This is a genomic window from Paraburkholderia sp. J11-2 (assembly GCF_905220185.1).
Classification (GTDB): Bacteria; Pseudomonadota; Gammaproteobacteria; order Burkholderiales; family Burkholderiaceae; genus Paraburkholderia.
In genome coordinates this window covers 78,578-97,411 of sequence record NZ_CAJMYY010000001.1, presented here as the reverse complement: position 1 = coordinate 97,411, position 18,834 = coordinate 78,578, and the positions used below count along the sequence as shown (strand labels likewise).

14 protein-coding genes are annotated in these 18,834 nt (G+C 64.7%); 10 read left to right on the top strand and 4 right to left on the bottom strand.

Translation table 11 applies throughout. From position 1 onward, the window contains the following. Positions 1-52: 52 nt before the first annotated feature. Complete coding sequence (locus U5A57_RS00410; protein ID WP_321907231.1) at positions 53-466, top strand: hypothetical protein; 414 nt, start codon at positions 53-55, stop codon at positions 464-466. Positions 467-515: 49 nt separating this feature from the next. Here the strand turns inward: U5A57_RS00410 and gspF are convergent, their stop codons facing one another. Genes gspF through gspD form a run of 3 tightly spaced genes read right to left on the bottom strand, consistent with a single transcriptional unit; the run spans position 516 to position 5,603 of the window. Further along, a complete protein-coding gene (gene gspF / locus U5A57_RS00405; protein WP_321907229.1) occupies positions 516-1,733 on the bottom strand; it encodes a type II secretion system inner membrane protein GspF in 1,218 nt (405 codons plus the stop codon). A 58-nt stretch (positions 1,734-1,791) separates the two neighbouring features. After that, positions 1,792-3,288 carry a type II secretion system ATPase GspE gene (gspE, locus tag U5A57_RS00400; protein WP_321907227.1) on the bottom strand — a complete coding sequence of 499 codons (1,497 nt, stop codon included), beginning with the start codon at positions 3,286-3,288 and terminating at the stop codon, positions 1,792-1,794. Beyond that, positions 3,285-5,603 carry a type II secretion system secretin GspD gene (gene gspD / locus U5A57_RS00395; protein WP_321907226.1) on the bottom strand — a complete coding sequence of 773 codons (2,319 nt, stop codon included), beginning with the start codon at positions 5,601-5,603 and terminating at the stop codon, positions 3,285-3,287. Before gspD ends, gspE begins: the two co-directional genes overlap by 4 nt. Positions 5,604-6,100: 497 nt before the next feature. On the opposite strand from gspD, the gene U5A57_RS00390 reads away from it, so the two are divergent. Continuing rightward, the gene (locus tag U5A57_RS00390) at positions 6,101-6,547 is read left to right on the top strand and encodes a lytic transglycosylase domain-containing protein (RefSeq protein ID WP_321907224.1); all 447 of its coding nucleotides are present in this window, start codon (positions 6,101-6,103) and stop codon (positions 6,545-6,547) included. A 200-nt stretch (positions 6,548-6,747) separates the two neighbouring features. Then, positions 6,748-8,076 (top strand): GTP-binding protein, encoded by a 1,329-nt coding sequence (locus U5A57_RS00385; RefSeq protein WP_321907222.1) that lies wholly within the window; start codon positions 6,748-6,750, stop codon positions 8,074-8,076. Between the two features lie 146 nt (positions 8,077-8,222). Here U5A57_RS00385 and U5A57_RS00380 read toward each other — a convergent pair whose 3' ends face one another. Next, entirely contained in the window at positions 8,223-8,501 is a 279-nt protein-coding gene (locus tag U5A57_RS00380) for an HU family DNA-binding protein (RefSeq protein ID WP_027815965.1), read from the bottom strand. 463 nt (positions 8,502-8,964) lie between these two features. Here U5A57_RS00380 and mnmC point away from each other — a divergent pair, with 463 nt between their 5' ends. The 7 genes from mnmC to U5A57_RS00345 all read left to right on the top strand — a co-directional run bounded on the left by mnmC (position 8,965) and on the right by U5A57_RS00345 (position 18,797). Next, positions 8,965-10,941, top strand: a complete 1,977-nt coding sequence (mnmC, locus tag U5A57_RS00375; RefSeq protein ID WP_321907221.1) for a bifunctional tRNA (5-methylaminomethyl-2-thiouridine)(34)-methyltransferase MnmD/FAD-dependent 5-carboxymethylaminomethyl-2-thiouridine(34) oxidoreductase MnmC — start codon at positions 8,965-8,967, stop codon at positions 10,939-10,941. Between the two features lie 998 nt (positions 10,942-11,939). Next, positions 11,940-13,145, top strand: a complete 1,206-nt coding sequence (locus U5A57_RS00370; RefSeq protein ID WP_321907219.1) for a cation:proton antiporter — start codon at positions 11,940-11,942, stop codon at positions 13,143-13,145. A gap of 55 nt (positions 13,146-13,200) precedes the next feature. Next, positions 13,201-14,316, top strand: coding sequence for a YbdK family carboxylate-amine ligase (locus U5A57_RS00365; RefSeq protein ID WP_321907217.1), 1,116 nt, complete (start codon positions 13,201-13,203; stop codon positions 14,314-14,316). A gap of 823 nt (positions 14,317-15,139) precedes the next feature. Next, entirely contained in the window at positions 15,140-15,778 is a 639-nt protein-coding gene (locus U5A57_RS00360; RefSeq protein WP_321907216.1) for a MarR family winged helix-turn-helix transcriptional regulator, read from the top strand. Between the two features lie 250 nt (positions 15,779-16,028). Further along, positions 16,029-16,757 carry a glutamine amidotransferase gene (locus U5A57_RS00355; RefSeq protein ID WP_321907214.1) on the top strand — a complete coding sequence of 243 codons (729 nt, stop codon included), beginning with the start codon at positions 16,029-16,031 and terminating at the stop codon, positions 16,755-16,757. A 119-nt stretch (positions 16,758-16,876) separates the two neighbouring features. Further along, the gene (locus U5A57_RS00350) at positions 16,877-17,989 is read left to right on the top strand and encodes an NADH:flavin oxidoreductase/NADH oxidase (RefSeq protein ID WP_321907211.1); all 1,113 of its coding nucleotides are present in this window, start codon (positions 16,877-16,879) and stop codon (positions 17,987-17,989) included. Positions 17,990-18,290: 301 nt separating this feature from the next. Then, the gene (locus U5A57_RS00345) at positions 18,291-18,797 is read left to right on the top strand and encodes an SET domain-containing protein (protein ID WP_321907210.1); all 507 of its coding nucleotides are present in this window, start codon (positions 18,291-18,293) and stop codon (positions 18,795-18,797) included. Positions 18,798-18,834: the final 37 nt, after the last annotated feature.

Below are 18,834 nucleotides of genomic sequence, written 5' to 3'. Positions count from 1 at the left end.
GCATGGCAAACGCGTACATCAAAAATTCCATAAACCTTCGTACAATGGGCTCATGAACCCACTGCAAATCCGCCTTCTTTCCCTCGCCGCGTTTGCGGTGTTCTGCGCCACGGCCACGTGGTGGACGATCACCCTCGCCACGAACCGCGCGGCGCCAGTGCAGGCCGCCGCCGCCCAGCCGCCGGTCTCGCTCGATCAGGCTGGCACGCTGTTCGGCGGCAGGCTCGAACGCAACCCGGTGCAGGACATTCACCTGTTCGGCATCCTCGCGCTCGCGCAGGGCGCGGCGGCCATCGTGAGCGTCGGCGGCGAACCCCCGCGAGCCATCTCGCTCGGCGGCCCGATCGACCAGAACTCGAAACTCTTCGAAGTGCGCCCCCGCTCGATCGTCATCGACCGCCACGGCGTGCACTCCGAAATCTTCCTGCCGCCCAACGCAGCCGGTCCCACCATCTACGTGCGCTGAGTTGCGCGCGCCGGGCTTCTTGCCGGGCGTCTCGCGCAGTTCGTACGCCTTACTGCACAAGGTTGTTCAGCTCGATGATCGGCAGCATCACCGCTAGCACGATCACGAGCACCACGCCCCCCATCGCCAGAATCAGGAGCGGTTCGAGCAGGCTCGTGAGGAACATCGTGCGCCGCTCCAGTTCGCGCGCTTCACCTTCGGCTGCGCGGTCGAGCATGGTCGTCACGTCGCCGGTCGCCTCACCCGAGCGGATCAGGTGCACGAGCACGGGCGGAAACGTCTTCGTATTGCCCAGCGCGCGAGAAAGCGACGTGCCTTCGCGTACACGCACGATGGCTTCGTCGATGTTCGTGCGCATCGCCTTGTTCGAAAGCGTCTCTCCGGCCGCCTGCAGCGCGCGCAGGATCGGCACGCCCGCGGCGGAGAGAATGCCGAGCGTGCTCGCGAAGCGCACGGTGTTGTAGCCGCGCACGAGCTTGCCCGCGAGCGGCGCAGTGAGCATCCAGCGGTCGAACGCGAGACGCGGGCCAGGCCGGCGCAAGGTCGCGCGCACGATCCACGCCACCACGGCCACGGCGATCAGCACCGCCCACCACCACTGCCGCACGAAGCCCGAAAGCGCCATCATCACGACGGTGAGGAAGGGCAGTTGCTGCTTGGTGCTCGCAAACACGTTCACCACTTGCGGCACCACATAACTCAACAGGAACGTGACGATGCCGAACGCGATGATCGTGACGATCGTCGGGTACGTGAAGGCGAGCACGATCTTCTGCTTGAGCGCGTTGCGCTGCTCGATGTAGTCGGCCAGACGCGAAAGCACGATGCCGAGCTTGCCGGTGTGTTCGCCCGCGGCCACGAGCGCGCGGTAGATGTCCGGGAAGTCGCGCGGATGCTGCTCGAGCGCGCTGGCAAGCGAATGGCCGCCGAGCACCTCGGCGCGAATGGCCGCCATCAGTTCCCGGATGTAGTCGCGCTCGGACTGCTCGGTGAGCACCGCAAGCGCCTCGCCGAGCGGCAAACCCGCTACCAGCAGACTGGCGAGCTGGCGCGTGAGGATGGCCTGCTCGCGCTGCGAGAGCTTGCGCCCGAGCGCGAGCCGCTGCGCTCGCGCGCCGCGCGTGCGGCTCGCGGCGGCTTCGACCACGAGCGGCGTGAGACCCTGGCCGCGCAGCAGCGCGCGCGCGCCGCGCGCGCTGTCCGCGTCGAGCACGCCTTTTTGCGCTTTGCCCGTGGCGTCGATGGCTTCGAAGCGAAATGCCGGCATGTTGCTGATCGCCCTCGCTTTTAATGAGCGTCCATCTGGTGGTTCATCTTGCGGCCCATCATGCGCCGCCCGTCACGCGCAATACTTCTTCGAGCGAAGTCCTGCCCGCGTCGATCCAGCGCTCGCCGTCTTCGCGCAGCGTGCGCATGCCTTGCGCGCGGCCGGCCTCGAAGATCTCCGCATCGGCGGCATTGCGGTGGATGAGCGCGCGAATCGGCTCGTCGATGAGCAGCAGTTCGTACACGCCGCGCCGCCCCGAGTAGCCCGAATGACCGCAACGATCGCAGCCCACCGGATGCCAGCGTTTTCTGCCGTCGTCTTCCACACGCTCTTCCTTGCAGACGGGGCAGAGCTGGCGCACGAGGCGCTGCGCGAGCACGCCGAGCAGGGAGGAGGCGAGCAGATACGGCTCGACACCCATGTCGGTCAAACGCGTCACCGCCGAAGCGGCGTCGTTGGTGTGCAGCGTAGCGAGCACGAGGTGGCCCGTGAGCGAGGCCTGCACGGCGATCTGCGCGGTTTCGAGATCGCGGATTTCACCGATCATGATGATGTCCGGGTCCTGGCGCAGGATCGAGCGCAACGCGCGCGCGAACGTCATGCCGATGCGCTCGTTCACCTGGGTCTGCCCGATGCCCGAGAGGTCGTACTCGATCGGGTCTTCCACAGTCATGATGTTGGTCGTGGCCGTTTCGAGCCGCGACATCGATGCGTAGAGCGTGGTCGTCTTGCCTGAGCCCGTCGGGCCGGTCACGAGCACGATGCCGTGCGGCTTCGCGATCAGCTGGTCGAACTTGCCGAGCGTGTCGCTCGCCATGCCGAGCGCTTCGAGGTTCAGGCGCTGCGCGTCTTTTTCGAGCAGACGCAGCACCGCGCGCTCGCCGTGACCCGTGGGCAGCGTGGAGACGCGCACGTCCACCGGACGCCCGCCCACGCGCAGCGTGATGCGGCCGTCCTGCGGCAGGCGTTTCTCGGCGATGTCGAGCTGCGCCATGATCTTGATACGCGAGATGAGCGCGCCATGCAGCGCCTTCTTCGGGCGCACGACATCGCGCAGCGTGCCGTCCACGCGAAAGCGCACCACCGAGGCATTCTCGAACGGCTCGATGTGAATGTCCGATGCCTGCTCGCGCGCGGCCTGCGTGAGGAGCGCGTTGATCATGCGGATGATCGGCGCGTCGTCTTCGGACTCCAGCAGGTCTTCCACTTCGGGAATGTCCTGCATGAGGCGCGAGAGATCGACTTCGCCTTCCACTTCGCCCACCACCTGCGCGGCGCTGCCGTCCTGGCGCGCGTAAGCCTGATTGATGGCCTGCGCGAGTTCGTCGGCCGGCACGCGCACAAGTGCGAACGCGCCGAAGTTGCGCGCGACTTCGGCGATGGCGGCCTGCGACGTGCGCTCGCTGATCCACACCTCGAGGCCTTCTGCGCGCTGCTGGGCCACGAGAATCTGACCGCTGCGCGCGAAGCCGTACGGCACGAGGCGCGCGGCGAGCGGCGAGGGCGGCTCGCGGTCCGCCCCGCTGGTGGCCGCAGGCGCGTGAGGCGTGCTCACGGCTGCACCCGCGTCGTGGCAGGCGCCGCCTGTTGCACCGGCGTGGTTTCCACGGGCATGGTTTGCACCGGTTCGGCGGGCTGCATCTGCACGGCGCTGGCCGGCTTCGCGGGCTGCACGCCCACCGCCTGTTGACGCCGCATCTGGTCGAGATCGAACAGGTTCAGCGCCGATCCGCCCTGGCTCGGGCCGAGCGGCATCGGCGGCACGACCGGGTCGTCCTTATCCTTGATCAGGTTGTTGTCGGACTTATATGCGCCCGTCACGCCCTGGATATAGTCGTAGCGGTTCGACGTGACCGCTTGCGCCGTGTCGCGATCGTTGATGATCACCGGACGCAGGAACACCATCAGGTTCGTCTTCTCGCGCGTCTTGTTTTCCGAGCGGAACAACTGGCCGATCCACGGAATATCGCCGAGCAGCGGCACCTTGCTGTTGGCGACCTGGTAGTTGTCCTGCATCAGGCCGCCGAGCACTATGATCTCGCCGTTGTCGGCCAGCACGGTCGACTGGATCGAACGCTTGGTGAACTCGGGGCCGGCCGGATTGGTCGTCGCGTTGGTCGTGCCCGTCACGATCGCCGAGTCTTCCGTGTAGAGCTGCAGCTTGAGGATGCCGCCGTCGGTGATCTGCGGCTTGATGTGCAGCGTCAAGCCGACGTCCACACGGTCGAAGGTGTTGAACGCCGTGCTCGCCGTACCGCTCGTCAGGTTCGAATAGGAACCCGTCTGGATCGGCACGTTCGTACCCACGACGATCTTCGCTTCCTGGTTGTCGAGCGTGATGAGGTTAGGCGTGGACAGCACGTTCGCGTCGGCCGTTTGCGAGAGCGCCTGCAGCAATGCGCCAAGGCCCTGCACGCCGAAGATGTTCTTGATCCAGCCCACATTCAGGCCCTGCTGCAGGCTCTGACCCGCGAGCGCGCTGGCGAGACCGCCCGTGGTGGCGTCCGCTGCCGCTTGCGCCGTCAGGTTGACAATGCTGTTGCCGCTGCCGGTGGCCAGATTGGTGCCTGCGTACACATTGCCGCTCGCGACCTGCCACTGAATGCCCAGGTTGGCGTTGGTCGTCGAGTTCAGCTCGACGATCAGCGCCTCGATGTAGACCTGTGCGCGGCGCGCATCGAGCTGGTTGATGACGGAGCGCAGATTGCGGTACACCGCGTCCGGCGCCGTGATGATCAGCGAGTTCGTCGCCGGGTCTGCCTGGATCATGCCGCCCGGCTGATTGTCGTCGCCCTTGTCCTTGTCGCCGCCGAGGAACGGCGCTTCGTTGCTGCCGCCGCTGCTGCCGTATGAACTGCCCCCGAGCGAGCTGCCCGACGACGTGCCGCCGCCGAGCGAACTCGACGGCAGCGGTGGCGTGCCGGAGGTGCCCGTCGACGTGCTGCCGCCGCCGCTGTTGCCGCTTTGGTTGAAGCCGTTCGCATTGCCCGACGACGACGTATCGTTGCCGCCCTTGCCGAGCATGCCGCGCAGCGTCTTGGCGAGCTGCGTGGCGTCGGCGTTGCGCAGCGGGACGACGTGAATATTGCCGGGCATGCTGGTCGGCGCGTCGAGCTGCTTCGAGAGCTGGACGGCGGAGGCCAAGCGCTGCGCGTTCGAGGCGCGCAGCATCAGCGAGTTGGTGCGCGGGTCGGCGACAACCGAAACCTTCAGCGACGGGTCCGTGGCGCCGATCGCGCCGGGGTCGAGCATCTTCGCGATTTGCGGCGCGATGTCGAGCGCATTGGCGTTGTGCAGCGGCACGACCTGCACCTGCTGGCCGGCGGCCGAGTCCACACCCGCGATGATCGAAGCGATGCGGCGCACGTTGTCCGCATAGTCGGTCACGATCAGCGTGTTGTTGCCCGGGTAGGCGGCAATCGTGTTGTTCGGCGAGATGAGCGGGCGCAGCACGGGCAGCAGGTTGTTCGCCGACTCGTGCCGCAGCGTGAACACCTGGGTCACCACCTGATCGCCACGCGCGGTAGGCGCATTGCCGACATAAGTCGGCACGCCCTGCAGCTTGGCGTCGGCTTCCGGCACGACCTTCAGTACGCCGTGATCCTGCACGAGCGCGAAGCCTTGCATGCGCAGCGCCGACTGCAGGGTCTTGAGGGCCTGGTCCTCGGGTACGGGATTCTCGGAGACGAGATTGAGCTGCCCCTTCACGCGGGGGTCGACGATGATGGTTTTGCCGGTGGCGGCGCCAATTGCCTTCGCCACCTGGTCGATGTCGGCGTTGACGAAATTGAGCGTGACCTGCGCATAGGCAAGCTGTGCGGTAATGAGTCCGCTCACGAGCAGCGCCGTGGCGACGCGACGCAAAGCCATACGATTTCTTCTCATGGGTGTCTTATCGAAGCCAGCGGCAGACGCGCGCGGCTATTCGTCCTCGACGTACGGCTGTGGGGCCGACTCGCCTGTGCTTTTCTGACTAACTTCCGGCTAGTGCCGGCGCCGGCTCTCCTCAGCCCGGACGTCCGTTAGTCAACAAAAGATGGAACAGTAGCAGTTTTTCATGTCGAATTTGTCACAAAAAATGGGTCTCCGGGGAATTCTTCTAATCCCCGAGCCGCGCCAGCCTTCAATCCCAAGCTATTTGTAAGCATGCGGGCGTCTTGTCCGGGCGGCCAGCTTGACGCGTCATCGGTGACCGGTATCATACGAGCGGCCCGAACGATGGCCAACGCACTTTCCCGCCTTCTTTATGTGGGAATTCCCGCATTGTTCGCCAGAAAACAGGGCGGCCAGCGAGAGATTGCGTCATCCTTCAGGCAGCAACGTTCGCCTCTTCGTTTGCCCTTTTGTCAGCTTCCGCGCGAGTCGCCATGCAAAACATCTGGTCCGCTACGCTTGCCGCCGCTGTGGTGCTCGTCACCGCGAGCGCCAGCACGCTCGCGCACGCGGACTGTTTCGACGAGGCCGCGCGCTACCAGAAGGTCAATCCGCTGATCCTGCGCGCCATCGCCTGGCAGGAGTCGCACAACCGGCCCGACGCGGTACACAGGAATGCGAACGGTTCGATCGATTACGGCGTCATGCAGATCAATTCGGTGCATCTGCCCGTGCTCTCGCAGTACGGCATCTCGCAAAGCACGCTCATGGAGCCGTGCAAGAACGTCTATATCGCCGCGTGGCATCTGCGCCAGAAGATGAACAAGTACGGCAACACGTGGGCCGCCGTCGGCGCATACCATTCCGAAACGCCAACGCTGCGCGACCAGTACGCGCAGCAAATCGCCGACATTCTGCGCAAGTGGCATCTCATGCAGTAGTCATCCCGTAGTCATCCCGTAGCCGTGCAGTAGCTCGCTTGCGCGCGTGCCGCCTGCTCGCGCCCTGAAAGCGGCGGCACGCGTGCGCCTGCGCCTCTCGCGTGCATGGTGCAAAATGCTGGCTGGCGCCGCACCCTTACGAGGATTTCGATCCTTTCGCGCGGCGGACCTCCCGACTCACTTTCTGCACCCCAACTGCGATGAACCAGCCGCCACTGCCCGTCACCGTGCTCTCGGGTTTTCTGGGCGCGGGCAAGACCACGCTGCTCAACCATATCCTTTCGAACCGCGCGGGCCTGCGCGTGGCGGTGATCGTCAACGACCTCGCCTCCGTCAACATCGACGCCGCGCTCGTGCGCGACGCCTCGGCGCTCTCGCGAGTGGAAGAGCGCGTGGTCGAAATGTCGAACGGCTGCATTTGCTGCACGCTGCGCGACGACCTGCTCACCGAGATCCAGCGCCTCGCCGACCCGGCACGCGCCGGCCAGCGCTTCGACGCCATCGTGATCGAATCGACCGGCGTGGCCGAGCCCATGCCGATCGCGGAAACCTTCACGTTCGCGGGCGAGGACGGCGTCGCGCTCGACGCGTTCGCGCGCCTCGACACGATGGTCACGGTCGTCGACGCATTCAACTTCCTGCGCGACTACGCGAGCGCCGACCAGCTCGCTGAGCGGGGCGTGGCGGCGAGCGAGGATGACGACCGCGCGATCGTGGAACTGCTCGTCGATCAGGTGGAGTTCTGCGACGTGCTCGTGCTCAACAAGGCCGACCTCGTGAGCGGCGACGAACTGGCGCGCCTGCAGCACATTCTCGCGCGCATCAATCCGCGCGCCGTGCAGGTGGTGAGCCGCTTCGGCGATGTGCCGCTCGAGGAGGTCATCAATACCGGCCGCTTCGATTTCGATGCGGCGTCGAGCGCGCCGGGCTGGCTCGCGTCGCTGCACGACCATGACCATTGCGACGACCCGGCGCATTGCCACGATCCGGCGCACACGCATGCGCCGCGCAGCGACGCGGACGAGTACGGCATCAGTAACTTCGTTTACCGCGCGCGCCGTCCGTTTCATCCCGAGCGCTTCTGGGCGCTGCTCAACCAGGAGTGGAAGGGCGTACTGCGCTCGAAGGGCTTCTTCTGGCTCGCCACGCGTAACGACGTGACGGGCACGCTCTCGCAGGCAGGCGGCGTGTGCCGCCACGGTCCGGCCGGCACGTGGTGGGCGGCACTGCCGCGCGAGGAATGGCCGCAGGACGCCGAACTCGAACAGGAAATCGCCGCCGACTGGCAGGGCGATCTCGACGACCCGAGCGTCGGCGACCGTCGCCAGGAACTCGTGATGATCGGTGTGGATCTCGAGCCCGAAGCCTGGCGCGCAAAGCTCGATGCTTGCCTTCTCACCGATGCGGAGTACGCAGCAGGCCCCGAAGCCTGGCTGCACTACGCCGACCCGTTCCCGTCGTGGGAGCTGGACGACGATGACCACGATCATGATCACGGCGATCACGGCGAAATCGTCCATCGCCCCTAAGTGTCCCGAGTCACGAGAGCGACGCGCCCAATGAACAACGGCGCCGCATGATTGCGGCGCCGTTTGCTTTTTCGCCCGCGCCGCGTGAACCGCGCAGGCGAAAAAAAACCCGCCAGGGGCGGGTGTCAACTTAAAGCGGCAATACCTTAGCGCTTGTTGACGGCGTCCTTGAACGCCTTGCCAGCCGTGAACTTGACGGTCTTGGCTGCGGGAATCTTGATGGTTTCGCCGGTCTTCGGGTTACGGCCCGTACGGGCTGCGCGCTTGCCCGAACCGAAGCTGCCGAAGCCGATCAGCTGGACCGCGTCACCCTTCGACACAGCCTTCTTGACCACTTCGAGGAGCGTGTCCAGCGTCTCGCCGGTTTGTGCCTTGCTAGCGCCCGTCTGTGCTGCGACGGCGTCGATCAGTTCCTGTTTATTCATTGAGAAGTTCCTTTCTGTGTTTAGGTTGACACGAACAGCGCGAACGCGCCGATTATACGGACGCGTGCCGCGCCGTCGAGCAGCGACGGACCCGGAGCACCCCGGCGTTTTCGCGTTGCGGCGGCTAGCGTGTGTCTGCTGCCGCAACGTCCGTGCTGCCGCTTCCCTGGGCGGCGCTTGCTATGATAGCGCAGCGCAAACCCAATAACGACAAGGGTTTCGAAGATTTCGCGCAGGATATGCCGGTTTTTTGGGGCTTGCAGACGTTTTAAGGGTATCCACCCCCGCAAATCCCTCCGGCTGCGGCGTTTTTGCCGGCGCACGCGTTGCGCCGCGCCAACGCAGCATGCGCGCAAACGCCTGCCTGGCAAGCGTTTGCGGCGATGCGACCAGGCTTCGCCACACGCTTTTTCCAGCCTCGCTCCGTTCTCGTTTCTTCCTCATCTCTGGCTTCGCGTTCCTCATGACCGCCACCCTGACACCCGCCACGCTCGTTTTTCGGGAAGACGGCATGCCGTTTTCGCCTGTCTATGGCGACATCTATCACAGCACCGGAGGCGCATTCGCGCAGGCCCAAGCCGTCTTTCTGAACGGCAACGCGTTGCCACAGCGCTGGCAAAACCGGCGGATCTTCACCGTGGTCGAAACCGGCTTCGGCATGGGCGTGAACTTTCTCGCCACGTGGGCGGCATGGCGCGACGATCCGGCGCGCTGCGAACGCCTGCATTTCGTCTCGGTGGAAAAACATCCGTTCGCGCGCAACGACCTGCAACGCGCACTCGACGCAGTCGTTGCGCACGCACGCGAAGCGCCGCTCGCGCGCGAACTCGTGAACGCATGGCCGATGCTCGTGCCAGGCACGCACCGCCTGGAATTCGAGGGCGGACGCGTCACGCTCACGCTCGTTTTCGGCGATGCGCTCGAGGTATTTCCCAAAATGTGGATGCGCGCCGATGCGATCTACCTCGACGGCTTCGCCCCTTCGAAGAATCCCGAGCTCTGGTCTCCCGCCATTTTCAAGGCGCTTGCACGCATTGCCGGCGAGGACGCCACCTTCGCGACGTGGAGCAGTTCCGGGGAGGTGAAGCGCGCGCTCGAGCAAAGCGGCTTCGAATACCGCAAGGTGCCAGGCTTCAACGGCAAGTGGACGATGCTGGTCGGGCGCTTCGCGCCGCGCTGGCGCGTGCGCCGCTACGAGCCGCCCCTGCCGCTTGCGTTGCGCGAGCGGCACGCCGTTGTCGTGGGAGCGGGACTCGCCGGCTGCGCGCTCGTCGAGCGGCTGGCCGTGCGCGGCTGGCGCGTGACGCTCATCGAACGCAATGCCGCGCCCGCGCTCGAAGCATCCGGCAATCCGGCCGGCGTGTTTCATCCGCTGATTTCCCGTGACGACAGCAGCGCGTCACGCATCACGCGCGCGGGGTTTCTCTACGCGCTGCAACGCTGGGCCGCGCTCGAAGCCGCTGGCCATGCGCCGGTGCGCTCGCACGCCGGCTTGCTCCATCTCGCCACCGACGACGAATCGCGCGCCGTCGCCGCCGCCCTGGATTCATTCGGCTATCCCGAAGCATTCGTGAGCGCCGTCACGCGCGAGCAAGCGCAGGCGTTGGCCGGCGTCGCGCTCAATCAGGGCGGGTGGTTCTATCCGCAAGGCGGCGCGATCGATCCGGCATCGCTTTGCCGCGCGCAATGCGCTTTCGCCGCCGCGTTGCCAGGCGCCCAGGTCGAAACACGTTTCGGTGTGCGTATCGGTCACATCGCTCGCGCAGGCGATCGAGAATCCGACGAATGGCAGGTGTTCGACGACACCGGACGACTCGTCGCCCAGGCGGCCGCGGTGATCTTCGCCAACGCTCAGGATGCCTCGCGGGCCGCGGCGCTCGCCCATGCGCCCACGCGCATCGTGCGTGGCCAGCTCACGCTCGTCGACCCCAGCCCACTCGCGAACCTGCGCGTGCCCGTGATCGGCGAAGGCTATGCGGTGCCGCTCGACGGCGGCGTGACGCTCGCCGGCGCCACGTACGAAGTCGACGACGCCGACGACGCGCTGCGCGCCGCCGGCCACGTCGAGAATATCGAACGCGTCGCGCACATGCTCCCGGAGCTTGCGGCTGCACAAGGCGAGCGCGATTTCGCCGGCCGCGTGGCGTTTCGCTGCGTGACCAGCGACCGCATGCCGATACTCGGCCCGCTCGCCGACGAAGAAGCCGCCCGCCGCGACGCGCAACGTCTGGCCGGCGCGTGGCCGCTCGACCTGCCGCGCGCAAGTGGCCTTTATGGCGCGTACGCGTTCGGCTCGCGCGGACTCGTGTGGGCGGGGCTGGGAGCGGAGCTGATCGCGTCGCAGCTCGAAGGCGAGCCGTGGCCACTGGAGCGCGAACTTGCCGACCAGCTGGATCCGGCGCGCTTTCTTCAGCGTGCCTTGCGCCAGCGCAGTCTTTGAGCGCGCCGCACGGAACAGGGTGGAAAAGGGCGCCCAGGTTATCCACGCAAATCTGTGGATAACCGCGCGAATTGCCGGCGAATGGAGTGTGGAACCGGTGTGGACGTAAACGGGGTAACTCGGCACGTCCCGTTCCAGGCCAAAAAGTTGTTCTTCGAAGCGCTCGCGGACCGCACACACTTTGCGCGCGGTTGTGCGAGCGCCAACTCACGGATTCCTTTCGGTAAACCGGGGTTATCCACAGGAAACCCAGGCCCTTGTTAACTTCTACTACGTATACATACGGTAAACCGTAAACCCGAAGCTAACGCCACCGCTACCGGCAAGCACGACCCAACCAGAGCGTGAAACCCCCGACGAATGCCGCCTGCCGACGCGGTCATTTTTTCCGCATACGCCGCTAAAAGCGCACAATACGGACGCTATTACCGTCTTTGTCGATGCTTTCGGAGAGCGGGGGACAATTGCAAAAAAGCTATGGCACAATCGCCGTTCTTTCCGCGTCACATGCCGCATCAGACGGTTGACGCTTCCAAGGAACGGTTGCCCCTCATCCTGAATCTGAGTGCTCAGGGAAGACGGCAGCGTTCGTTCATCCAACGCGGGCGCAGCCACACCACACGCAAGGCGCCCGTACCGGCTGTTCGCCGCACCGTTATGTGCCGGCGCACTGCTTTGCCGTAGCGTTCGCCATTGCGTTTGCCATCGCGTTTGCCGCACTGTTTGCCCGCACTCGCCGCAGGAAGCGCTAATTCGCGCCAGTTCGCCATGTCGTCAGATCGTTGACCCTGCCGGCTGCATCGGCGGGCGCGAACCGCGCGAGGCGCAGAGCAGGCACGCACCAGACGGCGAGTAGAGGTGTCGTTCGCCTCGTGCGGCACGCGGTTTGCCTGCGGTCTGCCTGCGGTCTGCCGGATTGTCAGCCGCATGTCGATCTAACGTCGGACAGCCGGATTCGTTCCCACGCAAGATGTCGTTGCCAAGGAGAAGCCACCACGATGAAGTCGGCGTTTTCGTTTTTTCCCGCCTGGCCGTTGCCGCTCGACGGTATTTTCTGGGCCGGGCTCGCGCTGCTCGCCGCCGGTTTGTGCGGCGAGCTTTGCTATCGGGCGTGGCGCTTGCCGCGGATCTCGGGCTATGGGGTGATCGGGCTCATTGCCGGGTCGGCCGGGTTTGGCGTGGTCGACGCCAATGTCGGTACGTCCGCACGGCCGCTGCTCGACGTCGCACTCGGCCTGCTGCTGTTCGAACTGGGCAGCCGGCTCGACTTGCGCTGGATTCGCCGCAACCCCTGGCTCATCCTTTCGAGTCTCGCCGAGGCCTCGCTGACCTTCGTGCTCGTGCTTGGAGTGCTGCTGTTCCTTTCCGTGCCGACGATGATCGCGCTCGTCGTGGCCGCGATCTCCATGGCGACGTCGCCTGGCATGGTGATCCAGCTCAAGACCGAGTTGCGGGCGGAAGGCCAGGTCACGCAGCGCTTGCTCACGCTCACGGCGCTCAACAGCATGTATGCGGTGATCGTGGAAAAGCTCGCGTCAAGCTGGCTGCACCAGGAAATCTACGGCAACGTGTTCGCGACGATCCTCCAGCCGCTCTATCTGCTGATCGGCTCGCTGGTTCTCGCGTTCGTGCTCGCCCGTGCGTGCACGCTGTTTTACCGGCGGTTGAGTCCGCAGGACGAGCACTCGTTTGTCGCGCTCTTCGGTCTCGTGCTGCTGGCGATCGCCATGGCGCACCTGCTCAAGCTTTCGACGATCCTGAGCCTGCTTGCCGCCGGCATCATCGTGAAGAATCTGGAGCCGCGTCCGCAACTGTGGCCGCAGCACTTCGGCACGGCCGGATGGCTGCTGACGGTGATTCTGTTCGTGCTCACGCTCACGACCTTCGAGTGGCACGACATTCTCGTGGGCGGCGCGGCCGCGGCGGGGCTGATCGTCGCGCGCCTCGTGGCCAAGCTCGTCGGCGTGCTGATGTTCGCCAAACCGAGCGGGCTGCACTGGAAGCAGGGTATCGCGCTCGGCATTGCCTTGACGCCTATGTCGGCGCTCGCGCTGCTGCTCGTCGAGGACACCTACGAGCTTTATCCGACGTTCGATCCGCGCCTGCGCGCGATCATTCTTTGCTCGATCGTCGTGCTGCAGCTTTTCGGACCCTGGCTGGTCTATCGCGCGCTTGCCCTCGTCGGCGAACGCGGCGAAGCATGAAACCCGCGTCGCGCGCGGCCGGCGGCTTGCGCGCGACGCCCTGATAGGGGACGCCATGTCACTCGAAACATTTGTCGATTCGAAGCCGTTCACGTTCGGCATCGAACTCGAAATGCAGATCGTCAACACGCACGACTACGATCTGACCAAGGCGGGTAGCGACCTCATGCGCCTCGTCAAAGATCAGGAGATTCCGGGCAACATCACGCCCGAAATCACCGAAAGCATGATCGAACTTTCCACCGGAATCTGCACGAATCACGAGCAGGCCGTGGCCGATCTGCGCAAGATTCGCGACGTGCTCGTCGCTGCGGCCGATCGTCTCAATGTCGGTCTGTGCGGCGGCGGCACACACGCATTCCAGCAGTGGAGCGACCGGCGCATCGTCGATACCCCGCGCTTTCAGTATCTTTCCGAGCTGTACGGCTACCTTGCGAAGCAATTCACGGTGTTCGGCCAGCACGTGCATATCGGCTGCCCGGATGCGGACAGCGCGCTTTTCCTGCTCCATTCGCTTTCGCGCTTCATTCCGCATTTCATCGCGCTCTCGGCGTCGTCGCCCTATGTGCAGGGCGTGGACACCGGATTTCATTCGGCACGACTGAATTCCGTGTTCGCGTTTCCGCTGTCGGGCCGCGCGCCGTTCGTGCTGAGCTGGGAGGAGTTCAAGGAGTACTTCTCGAAGATGGTGCACACGGGCGTTGTCAACAGCATGAAAGACTTTTACTGGGACATCCGTCCGAAACCCGGTTTCGGCACGATCGAGGTGCGCGTGATGGACACGCCGCTTTCGGTGGAGCGCGCCGCGGCGATCGCCTGCTACATCCAGACGCTTGCACGCCATTTGCTCACCGACCGGCCGATTGCGCCGCTCGAGGACGACTATCTCGTGTACACGTTCAACCGCTTCCAGGCATGCCGTTTTGGTCTCGCCGGCACCTGCGTGAATCCGCAGACGGGGGAGCGGCGCACGATTTCCGAAGACATTCTCGACACGCTGGACCGGATCGCGCCGCACGGCGAGGCGCTCGGATCGACGCGCGCGCTCACCGAAATCGGCACGATCGCCCGCGCGCAGAACAACGACGCCACCTGGCTGCGTAGCGTGGTGGCCGAGGAAAAGTCGCTGCACGAAGCCGTCCGGCAACAGTGCCTGCGCTGGCGCGCCTGACCGGAATCAAAAAAGTGGAGCCGGCGGACGCACAGGACCACTGACCGATTTTCGCGGGGTGCCAGAAGCGCTCCGCGCAGGCAAAGCAGGATGCAAGGGCAGCTTTCGGGCTGCCCTTCGTGCTTTCGGGGCTGGGAAACAGGTGAGAAGCAGGTAAGACGCGGGTAAGAAGCGGGTAAAAAGCGAGGTAAGGGGAGCGGACAAAAACCGGCCGATAAGCACGCCAAAAACGGGTCGCGTTGGTTCCGCGCGCCACTTTTTTCGAGGTGGAGAAAATTTTTTTTGCCGGCTTCAAGGTACCTGGGGGTTCTTATTTTTTTGACCTGGGTCCCGACATGGTCCATATTCATGGACAAGTGGCCCCACACCGCTGTGGGTAACCTTCGATTTCCCTGCAAACTCAATGGACTACGTAATGATTGGTTAGCCACAATCGGGCAGATTCCTGTTGCGTTTGAGACAGAAATCCGCGATAACCTGCATGGGTCATGCAGCGACGATTGCGAGCGGTCAAGAACCTGTGCACATAGCAATAGCGTGCTTATCAACGGGTTATCCACAATTCGCGTTGGATAAGTTAGCTGTGCGATTTGCCGCTCTCGCATAGAATGTCGGTTTGCTGCACTGGCATCGGAACTTGAAGGATGTTTTCGGGGTCTGCGGCAAGAAAAATGACAGTGCTACGTACACCTTGGCGTGCGCGTAGCAGGTTTTTTTGAGATGGTGCGGCGCTCGGGAACCGGGCGCCAGCGTTCCCACAGGCCGTCGGTCAAAGCGGCGGCTGACGATGCAGCGCAAGCTGCCAAATAACCAGCGAAAGACTATGAGCGAAGGCGTATACGGAGAGCAGGCAGCCGGGCGGGTGACCCATAGCCTGCTGCGACTTAGCACGGCTATGCGGAGCCAGGCGTGGGACTGGGCCGAAGGGGCAGGACTCACGCCTACCCAGGGCGAAATTCTCGTGCTGCTGATGCAGCGTAAGGGGCCGATGCGCCTCGGCGAGATCGCACGTGAAACGGCCCTCACGGCCGCTACCACGAGCGATGCGGTGAGCACGCTCGAAACCAAGGGGCTTGTCGAAAAGCGTCGCGCGCTCGACGACGGCCGCGCACTCGCGGTGCGTCTGACCTCGCGCGGCCGCACGGCGGCGAAGAAGGCCTCGCAGTGGCCTGACTTCCTCTCGAAGGCGGTCGGCACGCTGAAGGCGGACGAACAGTCCACGCTTTATCGCACGCTGCTCAAGACGGTTTATCTGCTCGAAGCGCAGGAAACCAGCCCGCAACACCGCATGTGCCTGACCTGCTCGCATTTCGAGCCGAGCAAGAACCCGAAGAAGACGCCGCATCACTGCCAGCTTCTGAACATCGATATGGCTGACACCGATCTGCGTCTCGATTGCTCGGTCTACGAACAGGCCGACGTGACGACCCAGAAGAAAAACTGGAAGATCTTCGCGGTTTAAGGCGACAGCTGCGCCGCCGCCCCGGAGCGGGCGGCGCGCGTTGACGCCCGCGCGCGTCATGCATGTAATTTACGGTAATGCAAAGCGTCGCAATGTCGATTGCGTGCCGGGATTGTGTGCGTGGTAATTTGTGTAGTTCTCGCAAGTATTTGCTACACGTTTTTGTCACGACCGCAGGCGCAAACGTGCACACGCGCCGTACACAGGCGGTAACGTGCAAGCCGTCCACAGCCGACCCGGGAATCTGCCGATGAATCGCGAAGTATTGGCTGTGCGCCATGTCTATTTCGAGGACCTCGGCAGCTTCGAGCGCGTGCTCGGCAACCGTGGACGCCCCGTGCGCTACGTCGACGTCGGCTTCGCCCGCGTTGGCGCGCTCAATCCCTTGTCGGCGTCGCTCATGGTCGTGCTCGGCGGTCCGATCAATGCGTGCGACGACGCACGCTATCCCACCCTCGTTCCCCTCGCTGCGATGATCGAAAAGCGCGTCGCGGCCGGTCTGCCCACGCTCGGCATCTGCCTCGGCGCGCAACTCATCGCTCGCGTGCTCGGTGCGCGCGTGTATGCCGGGCCGCAGCCGGAAATCGGCTGGACGCCGCTCACGCTCACCGACGCGGGCCGCGCCTCGCCGCTGCAGCACATCGACGGCGCGCTCACCTCCATGCTGCATTGGCATGGCGATACCTTCGATCTGCCACAGGGCGCGACGCGTCTCGCTTCCACGCCGCTGTGCGAGAACCAGGCGTTTTCGTGGGGCAACCACGTGCTCGGGCTGCAATGCCATCCTGAAGTGCGCGCCGACCGCTTCGAGCCCTGGCTGATCGGAAACGCCGCCGAAATCGCCACCGCGGGCGTGGACGTGAACGCGCTGCGCGACGACACGGCGCGCCACGGGCCGACGCTCGAAGCGCAGGCGAGCCGCATGTTCGGCGAATGGCTGGACGCTGTAGACGCCCGCATGGCCGCGCGCCAACCCTGAACCCGGCCTGATCCGCTTCGCGCGGGCGCACGTCGCGTACGCGCCGTGTTCCCTGTCGAACGCGCGAAAAAAGCGCGTGCTATTCTCGGACGCTTCTGCCATCCGTCCGTGGACCTCCCATGAGCAAGCTCTTCACTCCGCTCGAACTGCGTGGCGTGACGCTCGCCAATCGCATCGTCGTTTCACCGATGTGCCAGTACTCCGCCGAGCGTGGCGAGGCCAACGACTGGCACATGATCCATCTCGGCCACCTGGCGTTGTCGGGCGCCGCGATGCTTTGCATCGAAGCGACGTCCGTCGAACCCGACGGCCGTATCACGCCGGGCGATCTCGGCCTCTGGGACGACGTGACCGAAGCCGCGCTCGAGCCCGTTATCGCTGCTGTCCGCCGCCATTCGCCGATCCGCATCGCCATGCAGATCTCGCACGCGGGGCGCAAGGCGTCGAGCCATGTGCCCTGGGAGGGCGGCCAACTGATTCCGGTTGCCGAAGGCGGGTGGCTGCCGCACGCGCCTTCGGCGCTCGCGCACAAGGAGGGCGAGGCGCCGCCGCTCGCACTCGACGTCGCGGGTCTGAATCGCGTGCGCGATGCGTTCGTGGCCACGGCGCGCCGCGCTGCGCGTCTTGGTATCGACGCGCTTGAAATACACGCGGCGCATGGCTATTTGCTGCACCAGTTCCTCTCGCCGATCGCGAACCAGCGCAGCGACGAGTACGGCGGCTCGCGCGAGAACCGCATGCGTTTTCCGCTCGAAGTGTTCGACGCCGTGCGCGCCGAATTTCCCGCCGATCGCCCGATCGGTGTGCGCGTTTCGGCAACGGACTGGGTTGAAGGCGGCTGGACGCCCGAGGACACGGTCGTCTTCGCGCAAGCGCTCAAGGCACGCGGCGCGGACTGGATCGACGTGTCGTCGGGCGGTGTGTCACCGCTGCAAAAGATTCCGCTCGAACCTGGCTATCAAGTGCCGTTCGCACGCAAGGTGAAGGCCGAAACCGGCATGACGACGATTGCGGTGGGCCTCATCACCGACGCCTTGCAGGCCAACCAGATCGTCGAAGACGGCGAAGCCGACATGATCGCGATGGCGCGCGCGATGCTCTACGATCCGCGCTGGCCGTGGCACGCCGCGGCACAACTCGGAGCGAGCGTGAACGCGCCGCCGCAATACTGGCGCTCGCAGCCGCGCGAGTTGAAGAAGCTGTTCGGCGAGACAACGCTCGGCCAGCGCTGATACGCTGCGCGCGGCGCTTGTCTCACGGCGCATATGGGTTGAACGAAAGAGGCGCGAGCGTGTACGATGCCGTCTGTGGCGCGCCGGGCGTCGCATGAGCGCGGCGCCCAATCGGCGCCGCGTTTGCGTACGGACCGCGACGAGGCAGGACGCGAAGTTTGATGCAAGGGCCGATGCAAGGCCAGGCAGACCGTCGGGCACGGCTTCATGAGAGAGCTGCAGGCGGCGCGCGAGAGGATGTCTTCCAGGCCGCCTGTCATGGCCGGGACAGTCTCCCCCAGTACTTCACAAGGATTCATCAATGAGTGAACGCAGGATCGTCGTGCGCCAGTCGGGCGTGCACGGCAAGGGCGTGTTTGCGGCGGTCCCCATTGCGACCGGCGAACGACTGATCGAATACAAGGGCGAGCGCATCTCCTGGAAGGAAGCGCTGCGGCGTCATCCGCATAATCCTGACGAACCGAATCACACGTTCTATTTCGCGCTCGACGACGGCGACGTGATCGACGGCAAGGTGAAGGGCAACAGCGCGCGCTGGATCAATCATTCGTGCGCGCCGAACTGCGAAGCCGAGGAAATCGAAGGACACGTTTATATTCACGCGCTGCGCGATATCGCAGAGGGCGAGGAACTCTTCTACGACTACGGTCTCGTGATCGACGCGAAGCAGACGAAGAAGCTCAAGCGCGAATACGAATGCCGTTGCGGCGCCCGCAAATGCCGCGGCACGATGCTCGCACCGCCCGACGACGACAAGTCTGCGAAGGGTGCCAAGGCCTCGAAGGGCAAGGGCAAAAAGAAGAAGTAAGCGGCGCAACGCGCGTCGCGTCGCATGAAGCACAAGG